Here is a 16694-nt window from a genome sequence, read left to right on the forward strand (position 1 = left end):
CCAATTCACGCTTTTACTTGCTACCAATACATCCTGATTAGGGAATGAGTAATGGATAATTTCTTTAACATTGCCCATTCGCTTCTTCCCAATTCCCATCTCATATGACTAGCGTTATCCTGGGTTAATTTATCAACCATTAGTTGCAATCCGTAGTTTTTAATGACTTTTTTGTTAAGCTCTAAAAACATTTTTCAGTATCTAATCGAAGAGGGTATTTGTGAGCAAAATCAGCAATCTCTGCTCCAGATTGAAGCAAAATCCGGCAAAAACTTTAATTTGCTCGTGAGTTTCACAGAGGATCGCTATTTTCTGATTAAGCAAGAGCGTCACGATCATGAAGGGAAAACTAATGGTGATTTTTGGTACGAATGGCTTTTTTATGAGTTTTTACAAGAGTTTCCAGATCTAAGCTCTATTCGCCCACTAATCTCCGAGGCGATTCAAGTAGTTTGAATTATGTTAGTACCTTAGCCGGAGCCTTACCAACTCAAACCTATGGCACTGTTTGGTTTGCTGTCATGAATTCAGGGGGAGACTATACCAAATACCGGACTCAGCAAGAGATGCTGCTAAAAGAATTAGTAACTAAATGGGGAGTGGTGCAATCTGTTCCTTCTGACATTAAACCATCACCTCAGAGGATCGGTAAGAGGTCGTTTAGTGAAATTGTTAGGTAGGGAGTAGGTAAGGTAAGCAGTCAGCGGTCAGCGGTCAGTGGTCAGTAGTCAGCGGTCAGTAGTCAGGGATCAGCCTGTGCCACGGCTGACCCCTGCATCGCTTATTCATCGCGTGCGCGTAGCGCATAAGCTGATAGCTAATAGCTGATTGCTTACCTCCCTGTTCCCTGTTCCCTGTTCCCTGTTCCCTGTTCCCTGTTCCCTGTTCCCTGTTCCCTGTTCCCTGTTCCCTGTTCCCTGTTCCCTGTTCCCTGTTCCCTGTTCCCTGTTCCCTGTTCCCTGTTCCCTGCTGTATCCTGGTTTAGTGTTAACTAAAACTCTGATTAATAAAACTGAGAAACATAGATGGCAAACCCAACCGCAACCTTAGAAACCTCTTTAGGCACAATTACCGTGGAATTGTTCACCGANCTGCCCTCTCTCAGGGTATCAAAGTTAATTCGATTACCCTATTTATATTTGGCGGGATTGCGTCGATTGACCGAGAATCGAAGACTCCAGGAGAAGCCTTTCAAGTAGCGATCGCAGGACCATTAGTAAGTTTCATCCTCTTTGGTCTGTTTTATGTGCTAACTCGGAAATTACCCACCTCGGCTTGGGCATATACCATCGCCAATGAGATAGCGAGAATCAACCTAGTTTTGGCATTATTTAACCTAATTCCTGGTTTACCTTTAGATGGTGGACAAGTGTTGAAAGCAGCAGTTTGGAAACTAACTGGGGATCTGTTTACAGGTGTCCGTTGGGCTGCCAGAACGGGTAAGGGATTTGGGCTTGTAGCCCTATCCTTGGGATTAGGAATGACTCTGCTGACGGGTACCTTGGCATTTATTTGGCCAACTCTGATTGGCTGGTTTATTTTTCGCAATGCCAGTGCCTATGACCAGCTAACCACCTTGCAAGAAGTCTTACTTAAGCTTGTGGCATCTAATGCCATGACCCGTGACTTTCGGGTGGTGGAAGCCAACCAGACGTTACGTTCTTTTGCTGATGAGTATATCTTAACCGATAGGCAAAACCCAATGCCCTACTACGCTGCAGCTAATGGACGCTATCGTGGGCTAGTGAAAATTGAGGATTTACATTTTGTCGAGCGTAGTCGTTGGGACACCGAGACGTTGGAAACTATAGTGCGTCCTTTATCAGAAATTCCCACAGTGGAGGAGAAAACACCTTTGGTGGAGGTGATTAACAGCTTAGAGGAGCTTAACATTAAGCGTGTAAGCGTACTTTCTCCCGCAGAAACTGTGGCAGGTGTCATTGACCGGGGTGATATAGTCAGAGCTGTTGCTAGAAAGCTAAATTTGGCTATCCCACCGGCTGCTATCCAGCGCATCAAAGCTGAGGGGGTTTATCCTCCTGGGTTTCAGCTGGTAGAGATTGCTAAAACTCTAAGTTCGGTGACAAACACTTGAGGATATAGCGCTACCCGCAAGGGCAAAAGGCAAAAGGCAAAAGGCAAAAGGCAAAAGGCAAAAGGCAAAAGGCAAAAGTTTACTATGAATAGCTTTTCAGCCCAGAACTGCTTGTAATCGTTGCAATGTACGAGTATTCTCCTCAGGAGAGCCCACAGTGATCCGCAATCCTCCTCCAGTATGACGTATTAGGGTGCCTTGATCTTTCATGGCCTGAGTTACCTGAGTCAGGTCTTTGCTAGTAGACTCGTTGCCGGATTGTCGTAGACGCAGGTAGATGAAGTTGGCAGCACTTGGCCAAACCTGTAAGGCTGGATGTTCTGATAGGGCTTTTAGTAACTTATCTCGCTCGGCGATAACCTGGGGAATTGATGCTAGCAGAGTTTGTCTGTGATTGAGAGCGACTATGGCAGCAGCTTGAGAAAAGCTGGGTAAGTTGTAGGGTAAGCGCATTTTTTCGAGAGCAGCAATTAGTTCTGGGTCAGCGATGCTATAACCAACACGGTGAGTGGCTAAACGAAATGCTTTGGAAAATGTCCTCAATATTACCCAGTTGGGATGGTCGGCTAATTCTTGGACTACTGAGGCTTGGCTGAATTCAAAGTAGGCTTCATCAATAACTACTAAAATATTCTCTGGTAGACCACGCAACCAGTCTAATTCCTGGGGAGTCAAGGGGTTGGCGGTGGGAGAGTTAGGATGAACTACAAATACTACTCGTATTGCTGCTCGTTGGGTCGAGGTTTCTGTGAGGGTCTGTTCAATGGCTGCTTGGGCATCGTCGATCTTGATTTCAAAGTTTTCTTCCCGACGCCCTACACTCACTACTGGTATTCCTAAGGTCTGTGCCAGTATCGAATACATGGAGAAGGTGGGATTAGCGATTAGGATCGAGCCTTCTCCTCCTAAGCAGGTGGCAATTAAGATAGAACGAATTAGTTCATCGGAACCGTTGCCTACGGAAATCTGGTTTGCTGTTACTCGGTCGTCTAGGGCAGCAGATTCGTTAACGTATTCTGCGATCGCATTTTTGAGTTTCCCCTGTCCGCCATCGGGATATCGATTAGCTTGAATCAGCTGTTGATAGCTCCAAGCTAATTTTTCCTTTAACTCTCCTGGTAAGTCAAAGGGGCATTCATTCGTATCCAGGCGATCTAGGGGAACCGTTGATTCTGGTGTTTTCCCTTCCTCGCCCCCAGGATGAGGTGTGTAGGCCGTTAATGCGGATAGATCAGACCGGATGAATTCTAGCATTATCAGTTCTCTGTTGTCGGTTTGCCTTTATCTAAGCATTCAGCCGTCAGCTGTCAGCCGTCAGCTTAAAATAAACCTATGCAGGCCTATGGCCACGCTAGGCGAACGGGACAATTTAATAATTCGAGATTAATGAGAATTGGAAGTCTGGGGATTTGCCCATCAGCCAAAGACTATGAATCCCATCGCAGCTTCCGGTAACTCAGCATTATTCCAATCCTTACCTGTTTTATTCAAAAGCTGTTCGCCTAGCGTGGGCGTAGCGCATCAGCTGATTGCTGATAGCTGATTGCTGAATGCTTACGCCTTTATACCTTTTACCTTATTCTTTCTCAAGAGGTGGATAGTGTATGGCTAGAAATGCTTTAGCATCAGCCTGATCCTGAATCACCCTGTCTAGGGTTGCCTCTAAGAGTGCATCCAGAATTTCCCGATAGTGTGCTCCTGGCTTATAGCCTAACTTTCTGAGATCATTGCCATCCAGTGGCGCTTTAACATTCCTCCAAGTGGTGAGATACTGCCAAATTTTACGTCGGATCGCTCTAGGACTATACACCCCAATCAATACTAAGGTAGGTAATTTATACTCGCGCAACATGTGGACGATTTGACTGTTTAGCTGGCATGTTGGTAGAGATTCTAGGAAATCCCCTTGCCATCCCTCAAGTTTTTGAAGACGCTCAACACTGTCTACGGGCAACTGTAAATTCTTGGCTACCTTAACCCGTTCGTCTGGTGCTAGATCAGCAATCAATACTTCCAAACGCATCTGCCAGTGTCTTAAGGTTTGCTTTGGGTCAAATCTCTGTAGCCAGCGCCCAACCAAACGCACTCGCCACCATAATGGTTTATCTAGGGTCAGGGTAGGATGAAGACACCGCAACGCTCCTAATGATGACAATAACTGCAATGCTGGTTGCCAGTAGGGGGCTTGCAACATATAGTTAAGTTCTGCTTTGAGTCGGGTTTGGAGTGCTGGGACTTTGGTGTTTTCCGCTTTAGTACGCTCATATACCCCACTCTGAATGGCATAGTGGATATATTCCCTGGTTTGGGGTTCAATTTCAAATCCCAATCGCACCGCAAACCTTACCGCTCGATAGATTCGGGTTGGGTCTTCAATAAAGCTATTGGCGTGTAGGACTCGAATTTTTTGCGATCGCAAATCTAACATACCCCCAAAGAAGTCCAACAGGGGCAATTGAGCTTGGGGATTAACCTTTGTCAGCCTTGCTGCCATGGCGTTGATGGTAAAGTCTCGGCGGTAAAGGTCTTGACGAATGGAACTAGCTTCGACTTGAGGATTAGCAGCGGGATAAGGATAGAACTCGGTACGAGCAGTGGCAATATCTACACAAAGGGAGCCAAATTTCGGGTCATTATGCCATAGCAAGGCAGCGGTTTGAAAAGACCCGTGTACTTCCAAGCGCACCTTACGGTAAATTTTACGGAGTTCCTTGGCCAGGGTGACTCCTGCGATCGCATCCGCTGAGCGGTGAAAGCCATCTACGACCAAGTCTATATCATTTAGCAGTAGTGGCTTGTTCCCATCCGCTAGTAACAAGTCTCTGACAGCTCCTCCAACTACGTACAGATGCCAACCCCGCTCCTGAGCTTTTTCGGCAGCTATGGTCAAAAGTTCCCACAGGCTCGAAGCCAACAGAGGCTTGATGTTAGCTGGTTTAAGGTTCGCCGGTTTCAGGTTTGACCCGTCAACCTTCAACTGCTTAACATTCAACTCTTCCTGAAACAGTTGCCGCAATACATCAGTGCGGGTCACTATCCCCATTAGTTGCCCATCCTCTAGAACGGGTAAACGCCCAATATCGTAAGTCACCATCAAGGACTGAATGTCTGCCATCGAGGTTTCTGGAGTAATGGTCTTAATATGCTTCGTCATGTAGCCCTTGACTGGGGCATGGCCAAAACCGTGGTGCAAGGCTAAATCCAGGTCTCGTCGGGAGATAATTCCTACCAGCTGGTCCTGTTGATCTACTACTGAAAGCCCCGAATGACCATAGCGCAACAAAATTCTCTGGGCTTCCTTAATCTTGGTATTGGGGCGAATGGTGCGCACGGGGGATGACATTAAATCCCGAGCCGTCAGAGGTTGGGGAATTTGGTCTTTTAGTTGGTTGACCAGCTGCTCTAGGATTGTCTGGGCCTCACAGTCTCGTAAGGTAACCGCAGCGGCTTGGGAATGTCCACCCCCTCCTAAGGGTTGCAACAACTGGTTCAAATCCGTTCCCTCAATTCGCGTCCGCCCAATTATCGTTAGCTTTGTAACTGAGGTTGACAGTTGTTCACCCTTGGCCTTCGAGTAGGGTAGGTTCGTGTCGGTTGTTGGTTGTTCGCGAAGCGTGGCCTTTTGGCCAAGGTTATTTGGTTGTTCGCGAAGCGTGGCCTTTTGGCCAAGGTTATTTGGTTGTTCGCGAAGCGTGGCCTTTTGGCCAAGGTTATTTGGTTGTTCGCGAAGCGTGGCCTTTTGGCCAAGGTTATTTGGTTGTTCGCGAAGCGTGGCCTTTTGGCCAAGGTTATTTGGTTGTTCGCGAAGCGTGGCCTTTTGGCCAAGGTTAGTTTGGGGTGTTCGCGTAGGGTGGCCTTTTGGCCAAGCTTGTTCGCCTTTGGGGTTCGAGTCGGGTAGGTGATTTGATTGAAAGTTAGTCTGGGTTTGAGTTTCAAGGTTATTTTGGCTTGAAGGTTGTATTTTTGAATTTTGCTTGTTATAATAATTTTCATAACCTTCAACCGTTAAACCGCCAACCGGCAACGGTGAATAACCTTCAACCTGAAACCTTACAACTGGTAAACCTGCCGGTTGTGAGGTTTCTCCTTTGGGGTTTCGTTGATACTCAGCCCCCAAAAGCAGGGCATCGCTTTCAGTTACTTCTAGTAAGCGTGACGCCAAACTGGATAAGCCAGGCACATGCCCAGGAGTGTTTAGGAATACCCAAGAAATGGTGTAACCCAAGTGGGTTTGTCGCTGCAAAAGGTCTAGAGATTGCCTAAATAATTTTTCCAATTGAGGAGATAGCCCTGGCTCAACATACTGAGCTATCTGACGCAGATTAGCTCCTTGCTCCATTAACCAGGTCAAAGCAGCCCCATCTCTTGGTGTTGTCTGGTCAAAGGTCAGGGAACCTGTATCCACATGGATTCCCAATGCCATCACCGTGGCTTCAGCAGTAGTTAACTGGATTTGGGATTGCTGTAGTTGCTCAACAATTAAGGTGGTGGTTGCTCCCACAGGTTCAATCTGTGTATAGGTAGCCGGGATATCAGTTTGGGGTACGGGATGATGGTCGTAAATTTCAATAGCCTTTAACTGTGGTAAGTCTAACCACTCAGCTGCTTTGCCTAAGCGATCGCGTTTTTGAGTATCTACAATAATTACGGAATTAATCTGAGCCAATTGTACAGAGCGGCGCTCGATCAGGGCATACTCATCCCGATGCAGTGCCAAAAAATCTCTTACAGCCGGATGAGTCCCCCCAGTTAGTACCGCTTTGGCTCCTGGCTTGAGGCGAGTCAGTCCTACAGCTGCTCCTAGGGCATCAAAGTCAACGGTGGTATGACACAAAATCAGATCCATAGTGATTAGTCTACCAATTCTGGAAATTAAGGCTACACATCAATTTCATCTGGCCATCTCTCCATTTTTCCCTATTGACTTTATTGATGCTATTAATAGTTTACACTACTTTGACCTTTTAATCCCTATAATCCCTTTTATGGCACTCCCCGCGCCCCCGCCCCGCGCCCGCGCCCCACACTCATCACCTGCATGGGAAAGTTAAAAGGGCATTGATTGCAACAAATTTTGGCAGAAAAGGTAAAACCATCTGGTAAAATCTATAGTGCTTAGCTAGGCATTAGCCTGTTTTAAACAAGTTTTAGGAAAGTTTAGCGTCAAGGTATCAGCACAGAAAATGACTATTATATTCCAACTATTACTCACTGCCCTAGTCCTATTGTCATTTGTCTTGGTAGTCGGTGTACCAGTAGCTTATGCCACACCTCAGAACTGGGAGCAATCAAAACGCTTACTTTGGCTTGGTTCAGGGGTCTGGGTGCTTCTCGTCCTTCTAGTCGGTGCCCTCAACTTTTTGGTGGTTTAGGTTATAATTTCCCTGAGCTAGACCTAAATTATTACTGTAATCAGCCTTTAGAACGATAGTCATGGCAGTTTTCGAGGGAAATTTTACATCATCTACCTCCCTGAGGTTTGCGATTATCATTGGTCGGTTTAATGACCTAGTGACAGGTAAACTCTTAAACGGGTGTAAAGATTGCTTAAAACGCCATGGCATTGATCCCAATCCCCAAGGTACTCAAGTTGACTATATTTGGGTACCGGGTAGCTTTGAAATTTCATTGATGGCTCGCCAAGCTGCTCTTAGCGGTCGTTATGATGCAGTGATTTGCTTGGGCTCAGTGATTCGGGGTCAAACTCCCCATTTTGATTATGTGTCTGCTGAAGTAGCCAAGGGCATTGCTGCTGCTGGTTTTCAAACCGGGGTACCTGTTATTTTTGGTATTTTAACTGTAGATACCATGCAGCAAGCTCTAGAACGGGCGGGAATCAAGAGCAATAAAGGTTGGGAATATGCCATGAATGCCATAGAAATGGCTAACCTGATCCGGAGTTTTCGGGGTCAAGAGTCAATATTAGGCTATGAAGAGTCTGAACAGGGAACTTTAAGCCAACAAACTCTACCATTCTCGACAAATTGGACAATTGCTTCAGAATCTGACCCTGATTCCTAACATATGAGTTAATCTTGGGAGATTTTCCTAATTTTCTTGAATCTGAAAGCTTATGTAAAAGGGGTTGACAAATTTTGGCTGATCTGACATACTAGAAAGAGATAAGTTGAGGTGCGGGTATAGCTCAGTGGTAGAGCGTCACCTTGCCAAGGTGAATGTCGCGCGTTCGAATCGCGTTACCCGCTTACTGATAGTCAATAAACCTGTCATACCTGAAGTAATACAACTTTGGGCATGCTGCCTTCAGCTCAAGTATCCAACTTGATGCAAACCGTGGCAGTGTCCATCAATAACCTTAAAGAATAAGCTTATTATAATAGATGGGGACACCATACGCTTTATAGTGTCCCAATATTTAAATAATCATGCAGCACTACCAATTCAAGGTTTTTTGATAAACCTAACCAGATGTCTTTTGGTTTTTAATAACGCTTGTGCAATCTCAAAAAGGTCAAAAGATTGACTTAAACTCTGAGTATCCCTGCCCTTGTCGGCGTCGGGGTCATTTAGTGCCAATTACACTGACCGAAGCCCTTGGCTGCAATCGCTGTCAGCAAATTTTTGTGGTAGACGAAAGTGGTTATGTGATTGAGCAACTATCCACCCACTACCCCTATAAAAAAGCTTGGCTTTGGACAGGACATCGTTGGAATACAATCCATGGTAGTCTTGGGGAAAGCTACTTACCTGTAGCGTTGGGTATTGTCTTAGTTCTGCTGATTGTCTGGTTGCCTTTGGCACTTCACTCCCAAAAAGGGCCAGGTATCATAGTATGGGCATTACTGGCAGTACTGCTAGCAGTACTTCCGGCTATGATGGTTTGGCTAGCTTACCGGCGTTAACTAACAATGAACACAGACTCTGGGAGCAAGGCCTCGAAGTTACATGATTTAATGGCCAGTGTCCACCATGCTTCTCGGGCATTGGCAAACACCAAGGGAGAAGAGCGCTCTCGTGGCATCGAGGCCATGGCTCAAGCAATGGGAAACTCCTTTGATGATATTTTGGAAGCTAACACCCTAGATCTGGAAACCAGTAGGGACATGGCAGTGCCAGACCTAATTTTGGACTGGCTGAAGCTAACACCAGAAAGGCTACAGATGGCTATCGGGATCCTGGAAAGGATTGGAAATTTATCTGATCCAATCCGGCGGGTGATGAACGCTTCCTATCAAACTGACCAATCTCAGACCTACTGTCAGCTAATGCCGTTGGGAGTGATTGCTCTAATTTATGAGGCATTCCCTGAACTAGGTGCAATTGCCGCAGGCTTTTGTCTCAAAACTGGTAACTCCCTGATTCTCAAAGGCAGTAGCGAAGCCAGTCAATCTAACCAGGTGATTGCTCAAGCGTTGCAAAATGCTTTGGATGAGGTCGGTTTGCCAACGGGATGTCTGGAACTATTCCCCTCTGGACAGGGAGCTTCGATTCGGGATTTGGTCACTCAAAATCCATATCTGAATTTGGTAATTCCCCACGGACGACCAACCCTGCTCAAGCAGGTGATCCAGCAATCAACTGCACCAGTTTTGCAATCGGCCATTGGTAACTGCTACCTTTACTGGTCTGCTAATGGTAACGTCGATCTGCTTAGGCATATGGTTTTAGATAGCCACGCCAGTCAGCCGGATCCGGTCAATGCTATTGAAAAAATTCTGATTAACCAGAATCAAAAAACCTCTGCCTTAGTTACCCTGTTGAACAACCTCAAGGAAAACGGTTTTGAACTCAGAGGTGATGCCCATCTAGTGGCTAAGTTTCCTGAACAATTGACCTTAGCAGCAGAATCCGAGTGGGGTCAAGCCTATTTGAGCAAAACTATTGCGTTGAAAGTGGTAGATTGCATAGAGTCAGGGATTGCTTGGATTAATCAATATAGCAGCGGTCATGCTGACTGCCTGGTGACAGATTCTTATCAGGAAAGCCGTCAGTTTGCCTTAGGTGTAGATAGTGCATCGGTTTACATTAATTCTTCACCAAGATTTTCACGGAATCCGCAACCAGGAGACTCCGTGTTTCTAGGTATGTCTAACCAAAAAGGACATCATAGCGGCATGATTAGCCTGGAGACTCTCACTACCCTTAAACACGTAGTTCAGGGTAATGGGCAGTTTTAGGCGTTGGTCATTTGACCATTAGCTGCTCTCAACCGGGAGGGGATAAATCGATCCATCCAGTATTCCAAATACGCTCGATTTTCCTCAAGTTCAGCAGGATCCGTGGTATCCATGGGATGAGGGGCTAGCCCCAAAATCGCAGCTGTAGTTACACAAAACATAGATTTCTGGAAGGTTTGGCAAATTCTAACCCGCAAGTCAATTTCACCCCGATGCGATCGCATATAAAAATCTCTGAGATAGTTGGGTAGATAATGCCTCATATCCTGCATCAGCAATGTCGGTGGAATTCCAGAACCACCAATAGGCAATGGGTCAGCATACAACGCGCCATAGGTAAATCGAGTTTGATCTGGGGAAATCTGGTACGCTTGGGCATTCATAGATACTGTGCCCAGAAAGGGTGTTCCCCGGAAGAAAATTGCCTCTACATAGGGTATTCCTGTATCAGACAGGAAGGTCAAACCAACCGATTCGGGAATAATCTCATACCTTTTATCCCCAATCTTAGGGGCATAGGTAATGGGTTTGTTTGCTGCTGCGACTAACCCTGCTTTAATATGGTCTACCACTTGGGGAATCGACTTAATTTCCCCTTGGTCATAGCCCTGAGATAGGGACATAAATATATCACTCATCACCCGCCAGAATTGCCCTAATCCACTGTAATAGGCAAGCATTCGCACTTGTTCGGGCAAGAATTCAGGAAATAGCTTGTTCATTCCCAGCATCAGGGGATTGGTCTTAAACTTTGCCTGAATTGCTTTGGCACATAGTTGCTCAAATTCATCGGTGTCGAGATAAGTATCTAAGCCTCCACCACCGTGCCATAACATCGAGCGCATACAGTATTCAGCGTACTCAAAGTTAATTCGGTCGTGCCACCAATGACGTAAAAGCTTTGATAAGGAAATCTCCCCATTAAAGTATTTAAAGAAGGGAAAAAACACTAAAAATTGATGATCGGCAGTGTAGATAAGATTGCGGGAGTAAGCATCTAAAACAATGCCGTAGCTGTGAAGTATCCCGACTACTTCCATAAGGTTTTGTGGAGAATCTGATAGGAGGGCACTACCAGTTTGTAGTCGCTTGATATACTCCTCTAGGGGATGATTTTGTTTGTTTTTTTGGCTCAATAACATAATAATTATGTTGACGATTGTTTGGTTTAAGGTTGAAGGTTGAAGGTTGTTGAAGGTTGTCTGTAAAAATGTAGAATGCAGAATGTAGAATTATAAATTCGCGCATTCGCGCATTCTACATTCGCGCATTCTACATTTCGGCCAAGCTACGCGAACAACCTGTTAAGCTTCAACTATTAGTTGATACCTTCACAGCTACATTCGGTGGTGTCGTTACCAAAGTTGCTGTGATCGGTTCACTTAAATTAAGTAACCATCCTGGTTGTAGTCCCAGAACCACAATCAATAGCGCTAAAACCAGCCCTGGTAATTGTTCTGTGAACTTAACGGTCGGTAAATCAGTTAAATGGGTAGCGAGACGACCAAAGAAGGCTCCACCAACTAGTTGTAAAAAGTAAACAACCGTTAAACCGGTGCTGAGCATGCATAGGATAGTTGGGATTGGCAATACCTGGAGACTACCCCAGTAGACCAGAAACTCAGAGATAAATCCCACCATGCCAGGGATACCAGCACTAGCCATTACACCAAGCACCATCAAACTACCAACTACTGGCAGACCCCGTTCTGGATTTAATAGACCATTGAGGATAGTGATATCCCGTGAGCCAGTTTTCTTATAAATGATACCGACTAATAAAAACAGTAGCGCTGATATTAACCCGTGACTGATCATCTGTAAAACTGAGGATACCAACGCTAACTCAGTGGCAGCAGCAGCAGCTAACAGAATGTATGCCATGTGAGCGACAGAACTATATGCCACCATTTTTTTCATGTCTTTCTGGACAATGGCATTAAAAGCTCCGTAAAGGGAACTGACTGCTGCCCAAATTCCCAACCAAGGTGCCAGAATTGTCCAAGGTTCCGGAAACAAACCTAAGCCAAACCGCAACAAACCATAGGTACCTAATTTCAGGAGCACACCAGCTAATAGAATTGAAACTGGGGTTGATGCTTCCACGTGGGCATCTGGCAACCAGGTATGGAATGGCACAAAGGGAATTTTAATCCCGAAGCCAATTAGAACCGCTCCTAAGAGAATTAATTGCTGAGCAACGGGTAGTAATGATGCCAGCTCCCTGGTCTCGGTGTAGCTAAAGCTAGAGGAACCACTCAAAAACACTAAGCCGAGGAATGACGCTAGAACCAAGGCTCCGGAAAGGGCTGTGTAGAGGAGAAACTTGGTTGCAGCATAGCCTCTGCGCTTACCCCCCCAAATGGCAATCAACAAATATAGGGGAATGAGTTCTAGCTCATAGAAGATAAAAAACAGCAGTAAATCCTGAGCTAGGAAGGCACCGGCAACAGCGCCATTCAGCAAGAGCATCAGAGCGTAATACAACCTAGGGCGAATGACGTTGGAATCTGTGCAGTACAGGGCAATTGCGGTTAGCAGACCATTTAGGATCAGTAAGGGCAATGATAGACCATCTACCCCTAAACTATAGGTCAAACCGATCGCCTGAATCCAAGGAAGATTTTCCTGAAATTGTAGATTCACGTCACCGGGGTTAAACATGGTCATCAATATTACTGACCAGAGGAAAATACCACCAGTAACTACCAAGGAAATTTGACGAGCTGCTTTAGCAGTGACATTCCCGGGCCAAAACCCCACTATAGCGGCACTCAGTATTGGTACCAAAATCAAGGCACTCAACATAAATCGACCAGTCTCCTAATCATTTGTTTACTAACTGTTGTCATGGGGTTTAAGGTTGAAGGTTGTTTGGGGTTGAAGGTTGAAGGTTGTTTGGGGTTGAAGGTTGAAGGTTGTTTGGGGTTGAAGGTTGAAGGTTGTTTGGGGTTGAAGGTTGAAGGTTGTTTGGGGTTGAGGGTTGAAGGTTGTTTAGGGTTAAAGGTTGTTTGGGGTTGAAGCTTCAACAGTTAAAGGGCTAACCTTGGCCTATTGGCCACGCGATCGCGTTCAACCAGCTAACCTTCAACCAGCTAACTTTCAACCTGTTAACTTTCAACCTGTTAACTTTCAACCTGTTAACTTTCAACCTGTTAACCTTCAACCAGCTAACCTTCAACCAGCTAACCTTGGCCAAAAGGCCACGCGATCGCGTTCAACCAGCTAACCTTGGCCAAAAGGCCACGCGATCGCGTTCAACCAGCTAACTTTCAACCAGCTAACCTTCAACTAATCACCTATGAACAATGACCACTGCTCCAAAGACCACTGACTCAAAGACCACTGATTCAAGGGCCAAGTGATGAAGATTGCCAATAAGCTGATTCCTAATAGGATAGTCAGTACATAAAACTGTGATTTACCGGAAACGCTGTATTTTAGGCCTTGACCACTAAATACTGTTCCTAAACCAACCAGATTGACTAACCCATCAACGATATATCTATCGATCCAAGCTGTAATGTTGGAAAATAGGAGAACAGCAAACACGATGGTGTAACGATACAGTTCGTCCAGGTAAAAGTCATAGGCGAATAGGTCTTGGAACAATTTCAACGGCATCCGAATTGACCGCGACCAGGTTCTGGGTAGGTAAATTAAAGCCCCTGCAGTGCAACCTACGACACCAGAGATTACCAAGGTTACCTCGGCTAGGGGATTGAGGTACTCCCATTCCGATAGCAATTCCATCGGACGCATTAGCACTGGTACCAGCAATGTCAGTATGGTTAACGCTACCATTGGTAATGCCATAGCCCACGGTACTTCTGGTGCTCGACGGGTCTTGGCTTGGGGTTTCCCTAGGAAAACGAGCCGAAACACCCGGACTAAACCTAAGGCAGTAACTGCGTTAACGAAGAGAAAGGGTATGACCAGAAGAGGGGCATCAAACCAAAAGGCGTTAATCCCTTCACTCATTGCCCAAAAGCCACCCAGGGGGAAAAGTCCAATCAGACCAACGATACCCACGGCAAAGGCAGTGCTAGTAGCGGGCATTTTTGACCCTAAGCCCCCCATTTCAGCTAGATTTTGGTTATTGGTGTTCAAGATTACCCCCCCGATGCTCATAAACATCAGGGCTTTAGCAAAGGCATGGGCAACCAGTAAAATCACACCAATATCAGAGCGCTGCATTCCAACCGCGATAAATACTAAACCAATGTAAGCGCTGGTGGAATGGGAAAGCGATCGCTTAATATCGATTTGTGCGATCGCTACCATTGAGGTGCCTAGTGCTGTGATAGTACCAATAACTACTAACACTGATAAGGTCAACGGTGAGATCATGGTCACAATCGGCACCAGTTTAATCAGCACATAAGTACCACAAGTCACCACCAAGGAATTCCGAAGTACTGAGGCGGGATTCGGTCCCTCCATCGCCTCATCCAACCATAAATTCAAGGGGAATTGGGCACATTTACCAATTGGACCAGCAATCAAAGCCAATCCCAGTAAGTTACCTACGAGTGGCGGTAGATTAGCTGAATAAGCCCAGGTATACAAGTCTGAAAAGGTTAAGCTTCCCGCAAAGGTGGCTAAGCTCACCACCCCAATTAGCAGCAAGATATCTCCTACACGCTTGGTTAAAAAAGCATCTCGGGCAGCTTTGAGTGCTAAAGGCTGAGCATACCAAAAACCCACAATTAACAAAGTACACAGCGTGAGCATCTCCAACAGAGCATAGGTCAGGAATAAGGAATTACTCAAGACAATTCCAATCAATGCCCCTTCAAAAAATCCCATCAGGGCAAAGAAGCGAGCTAATCCCCAATCTTTCTCCATATATCCAAGAGCATAGAGTTGAGCCAATAGACTTAGGCTGGTGATAAACTCCATTGCTGCAGTACTCACTGGTGAGACTTCCAGAACAAAGGATATGTCAATATCAGCAACCATTAGCCAGTGAAACTGTATCTCTTGCACGGCTTCTTGTAATGAAGCCTGGAAGATTAGCCAGCCATGAATGCAGGCGAAAAGTGTCATCAACAGGTTAAAGTAAGCCGCTGGTCTTGGTCCTGTACGACGCACTATTCCTGTTGCCCAGGGGATAGTTAAAAATGCCCCAATCCAACTGTAAATAGGAACTACCCAAATAGTCTGAGTAAGGAACTCAGTCATCACGCCTTGACCTCATCATTTCATTGAATCAATTAAATAAAAATCGGTACTAATTAAATAAAATGAAATTAACCGAGTGCTTCAGCACCACCCACAACTTCCAGAATTTCCTGGGTAATTGCGGCTTGCCGTGCCTTGTTGTAGGTTAGGGTTAGTTTACCAGTCAGTTCCGATGCATTATCACTGGCATTACTCATTGCTGTCATCCGACAAGCCAGTTCACTAGCTGCTGACTCTTGTAATGCCCGTAGTAACTGGTTGTTTAGATATAAAGGCAACAGGGCATCGAGGATTTGCACGGGGTCTTGTTCAAAAATCATGTCACGGGGGAAAGTCTCGGTAGTTCCCCTTGTGACTACCTCCCGCTCCACCTTGAACTCACCACCTTTAGTTGTCAGTCTGAAGATTTCATCATCCTGTGATTCTAGTCCCTTAGCTGTTAGGGGTAGCAGGGTTTGAACCGCAGGTCGAGAACTAATCAATGAGACGAATTTGGTGTATATCAACTCCACCCGGTCTACGGTTTCAGACAGAAACAGGGAGAGGAGTTGGTCAGCAATCATAGATGCTTCTGATGCTGTGGGAATCTGTTCTAAACCGGTGTACTTGGCATCAATTGGCTGATTGCGGCGCTCGAAGTACTGAATAGCTTTGCGTCCAACTAGCACGTATTTGTAGCCAACCCCTTTCTCCTGTAGTTCCTTTGCACGGTTTTCGGCACGCTTGATAACGTTAGTATTGTAACCGCCACATAGTCCTCGATCCCCTGAAACGACGAGCAAGCCTACATTCTTGATTTCCCGTTCTTTTAGTAGGGGCAGATTGGCATCTTCAAACTGCATCCGGTTTTGCAAACCGTAGAGAACTTGTGTTAAGCGGTCAGCAAAAGGACGGGTGGCAGTCACCTGTTGTTGAGCACGACGTACCTTAGCCGCAGCCACAAGGCGCATCGCTTCGGTGATTTTCCGGGTATTTTTGACTGACTTAATGCGATCGCGAATGTCTTTTAGATTAGGCATAATCTGTTCAAGGATGACGGTTGTCTCGGCTTGAAGGTTGTCTGGTTGAAGGTTGAAGGTTGTCTGGTTGAAGGTTGAAGGTTGTCTGGTTGAAGGTTGAAGGTTGTCTGGTTGAAGGTTGAAGGTTGTCTGGTTGAAGGTTGAAGGTTGTCTGGTTGTTGGCCTTTGGGGTTCGGTGTAGGGTAGGTTGACTGTTTTTTAGAGAACCTGCAACCTACTAACCTGCAACTGAAATTAACCTGCAACCTGCAACCTACT

Annotated in this window: 16 protein-coding genes, 1 tRNA gene and 1 pseudogene; 10 read left to right on the forward strand and 8 right to left on the reverse strand. The window is 45.8% G+C overall.

The genetic code is table 11. From position 1 onward, the window contains the following. Positions 1 to 162 precede the first annotated feature (162 nt). The 4 genes and pseudogenes from F6K37_RS01190 to F6K37_RS01205 form a co-directional block, all read left to right on the forward strand. A complete protein-coding gene (locus F6K37_RS01190) occupies positions 163 to 456 on the forward strand; it encodes a hypothetical protein (protein ID WP_287247628.1) in 294 nt (97 codons plus the stop codon). Next, the gene (locus F6K37_RS01195; protein WP_287247630.1) at positions 453 to 680 is read left to right on the forward strand and encodes a hypothetical protein; all 228 of its coding nucleotides are present in this window, start codon (positions 453 to 455) and stop codon (positions 678 to 680) included. Before F6K37_RS01190 ends, F6K37_RS01195 begins: the two co-directional genes overlap by 4 nt. A gap of 148 nt (positions 681 to 828) precedes the next feature. Beyond that, complete coding sequence (locus tag F6K37_RS01200; RefSeq protein ID WP_287247631.1) at positions 829 to 1050, forward strand: hypothetical protein; 222 nt, start codon at positions 829 to 831, stop codon at positions 1048 to 1050. 43 nt (positions 1051 to 1093) lie between these two features. Next, positions 1094 to 2095: pseudogene (locus tag F6K37_RS01205) on the forward strand (site-2 protease family protein); the annotation flags it as partial. Positions 2096 to 2191: 96 nt separating this feature from the next. On the opposite strand, the gene F6K37_RS01210 reads toward F6K37_RS01205, so the two are convergent. Further along, positions 2192 to 3349: a histidinol-phosphate transaminase gene (locus F6K37_RS01210; RefSeq protein WP_008188364.1), complete on the reverse strand. Its 1158-nt coding sequence runs from the start codon at positions 3347 to 3349 to the stop codon at positions 2192 to 2194. 322 nt (positions 3350 to 3671) lie between these two features. Next, complete coding sequence (locus F6K37_RS01215) at positions 3672 to 6941, reverse strand: CBS domain-containing protein (protein WP_287247636.1); 3270 nt, start codon at positions 6939 to 6941, stop codon at positions 3672 to 3674. 337 nt (positions 6942 to 7278) lie between these two features. Here F6K37_RS01215 and psbZ point away from each other — a divergent pair, with 337 nt between their 5' ends. The 5 genes from psbZ (at position 7279) to F6K37_RS01240 (ending at position 10233) form a co-directional block, all read left to right on the forward strand. After that, on the forward strand, positions 7279 to 7467 hold the full coding sequence (psbZ, locus tag F6K37_RS01220; protein ID WP_070394766.1) for a photosystem II reaction center protein PsbZ: 189 nt from the start codon (positions 7279 to 7281) through the stop codon (positions 7465 to 7467). A gap of 61 nt (positions 7468 to 7528) precedes the next feature. Then, the gene (ribH, locus tag F6K37_RS01225; protein WP_287247641.1) at positions 7529 to 8116 is read left to right on the forward strand and encodes a 6,7-dimethyl-8-ribityllumazine synthase; all 588 of its coding nucleotides are present in this window, start codon (positions 7529 to 7531) and stop codon (positions 8114 to 8116) included. A 113-nt stretch (positions 8117 to 8229) separates the two neighbouring features. After that, positions 8230 to 8301 (forward strand) — tRNA-Gly (locus F6K37_RS01230). Positions 8302 to 8550: 249 nt separating this feature from the next. Further along, positions 8551 to 8958 carry a hypothetical protein gene (locus F6K37_RS01235; protein ID WP_287247643.1) on the forward strand — a complete coding sequence of 136 codons (408 nt, stop codon included), beginning with the start codon at positions 8551 to 8553 and terminating at the stop codon, positions 8956 to 8958. A 6-nt stretch (positions 8959 to 8964) separates the two neighbouring features. Beyond that, complete coding sequence (locus F6K37_RS01240) at positions 8965 to 10233, forward strand: glutamate-5-semialdehyde dehydrogenase (RefSeq protein ID WP_287247645.1); 1269 nt, start codon at positions 8965 to 8967, stop codon at positions 10231 to 10233. Here the strand turns inward: F6K37_RS01240 and F6K37_RS01245 are convergent. The 3 genes from F6K37_RS01245 to F6K37_RS01255 form a co-directional block, all read right to left on the reverse strand. Further along, positions 10230 to 11375 (reverse strand): CO2 hydration protein, encoded by a 1146-nt coding sequence (locus F6K37_RS01245; protein WP_287247646.1) that lies wholly within the window; start codon positions 11373 to 11375, stop codon positions 10230 to 10232. The genes F6K37_RS01240 and F6K37_RS01245 overlap by 4 nt on opposite strands. Positions 11376 to 11544: 169 nt before the next feature. Continuing rightward, positions 11545 to 13041, reverse strand: coding sequence for an NADH-quinone oxidoreductase subunit M (locus F6K37_RS01250; protein WP_287247648.1), 1497 nt, complete (start codon positions 13039 to 13041; stop codon positions 11545 to 11547). Continuing rightward, positions 13035 to 13262, reverse strand: coding sequence for a hypothetical protein (locus F6K37_RS01255; protein ID WP_131827180.1), 228 nt, complete (start codon positions 13260 to 13262; stop codon positions 13035 to 13037). Before F6K37_RS01255 ends, F6K37_RS01250 begins: the two co-directional genes overlap by 7 nt. A gap of 17 nt (positions 13263 to 13279) precedes the next feature. On the opposite strand from F6K37_RS01255, the gene F6K37_RS01260 reads away from it, so the two are divergent. After that, positions 13280 to 13462: a pentapeptide repeat-containing protein gene (locus tag F6K37_RS01260; RefSeq protein WP_287247650.1), complete on the forward strand. Its 183-nt coding sequence runs from the start codon at positions 13280 to 13282 to the stop codon at positions 13460 to 13462. A gap of 62 nt (positions 13463 to 13524) precedes the next feature. Here the strand turns inward: F6K37_RS01260 and F6K37_RS01265 are convergent, their stop codons facing one another. The 3 genes from F6K37_RS01265 to F6K37_RS01275 all read right to left on the reverse strand — a co-directional run bounded on the left by F6K37_RS01265 (position 13525) and on the right by F6K37_RS01275 (position 16681). Then, on the reverse strand, positions 13525 to 15417 hold the full coding sequence (locus F6K37_RS01265; RefSeq protein ID WP_008185066.1) for an NAD(P)H-quinone oxidoreductase subunit F: 1893 nt from the start codon (positions 15415 to 15417) through the stop codon (positions 13525 to 13527). Between the two features lie 68 nt (positions 15418 to 15485). Continuing rightward, positions 15486 to 16436 carry a F0F1 ATP synthase subunit gamma gene (locus F6K37_RS01270; protein ID WP_008181110.1) on the reverse strand — a complete coding sequence of 317 codons (951 nt, stop codon included), beginning with the start codon at positions 16434 to 16436 and terminating at the stop codon, positions 15486 to 15488. Continuing rightward, the gene (locus F6K37_RS01275; protein ID WP_131826958.1) at positions 16424 to 16681 is read right to left on the reverse strand and encodes a hypothetical protein; all 258 of its coding nucleotides are present in this window, start codon (positions 16679 to 16681) and stop codon (positions 16424 to 16426) included. The genes F6K37_RS01270 and F6K37_RS01275 overlap by 13 nt, the downstream gene beginning before the upstream one ends. Between the last annotated feature and the right edge of the window lie 13 nt (positions 16682 to 16694).

This window comes from Moorena sp. SIO4E2, assembly GCF_010671945.1.
In the GTDB taxonomy this organism is placed as follows: domain Bacteria; phylum Cyanobacteriota; class Cyanobacteriia; order Cyanobacteriales; family Coleofasciculaceae; genus Moorena; species Moorena producens.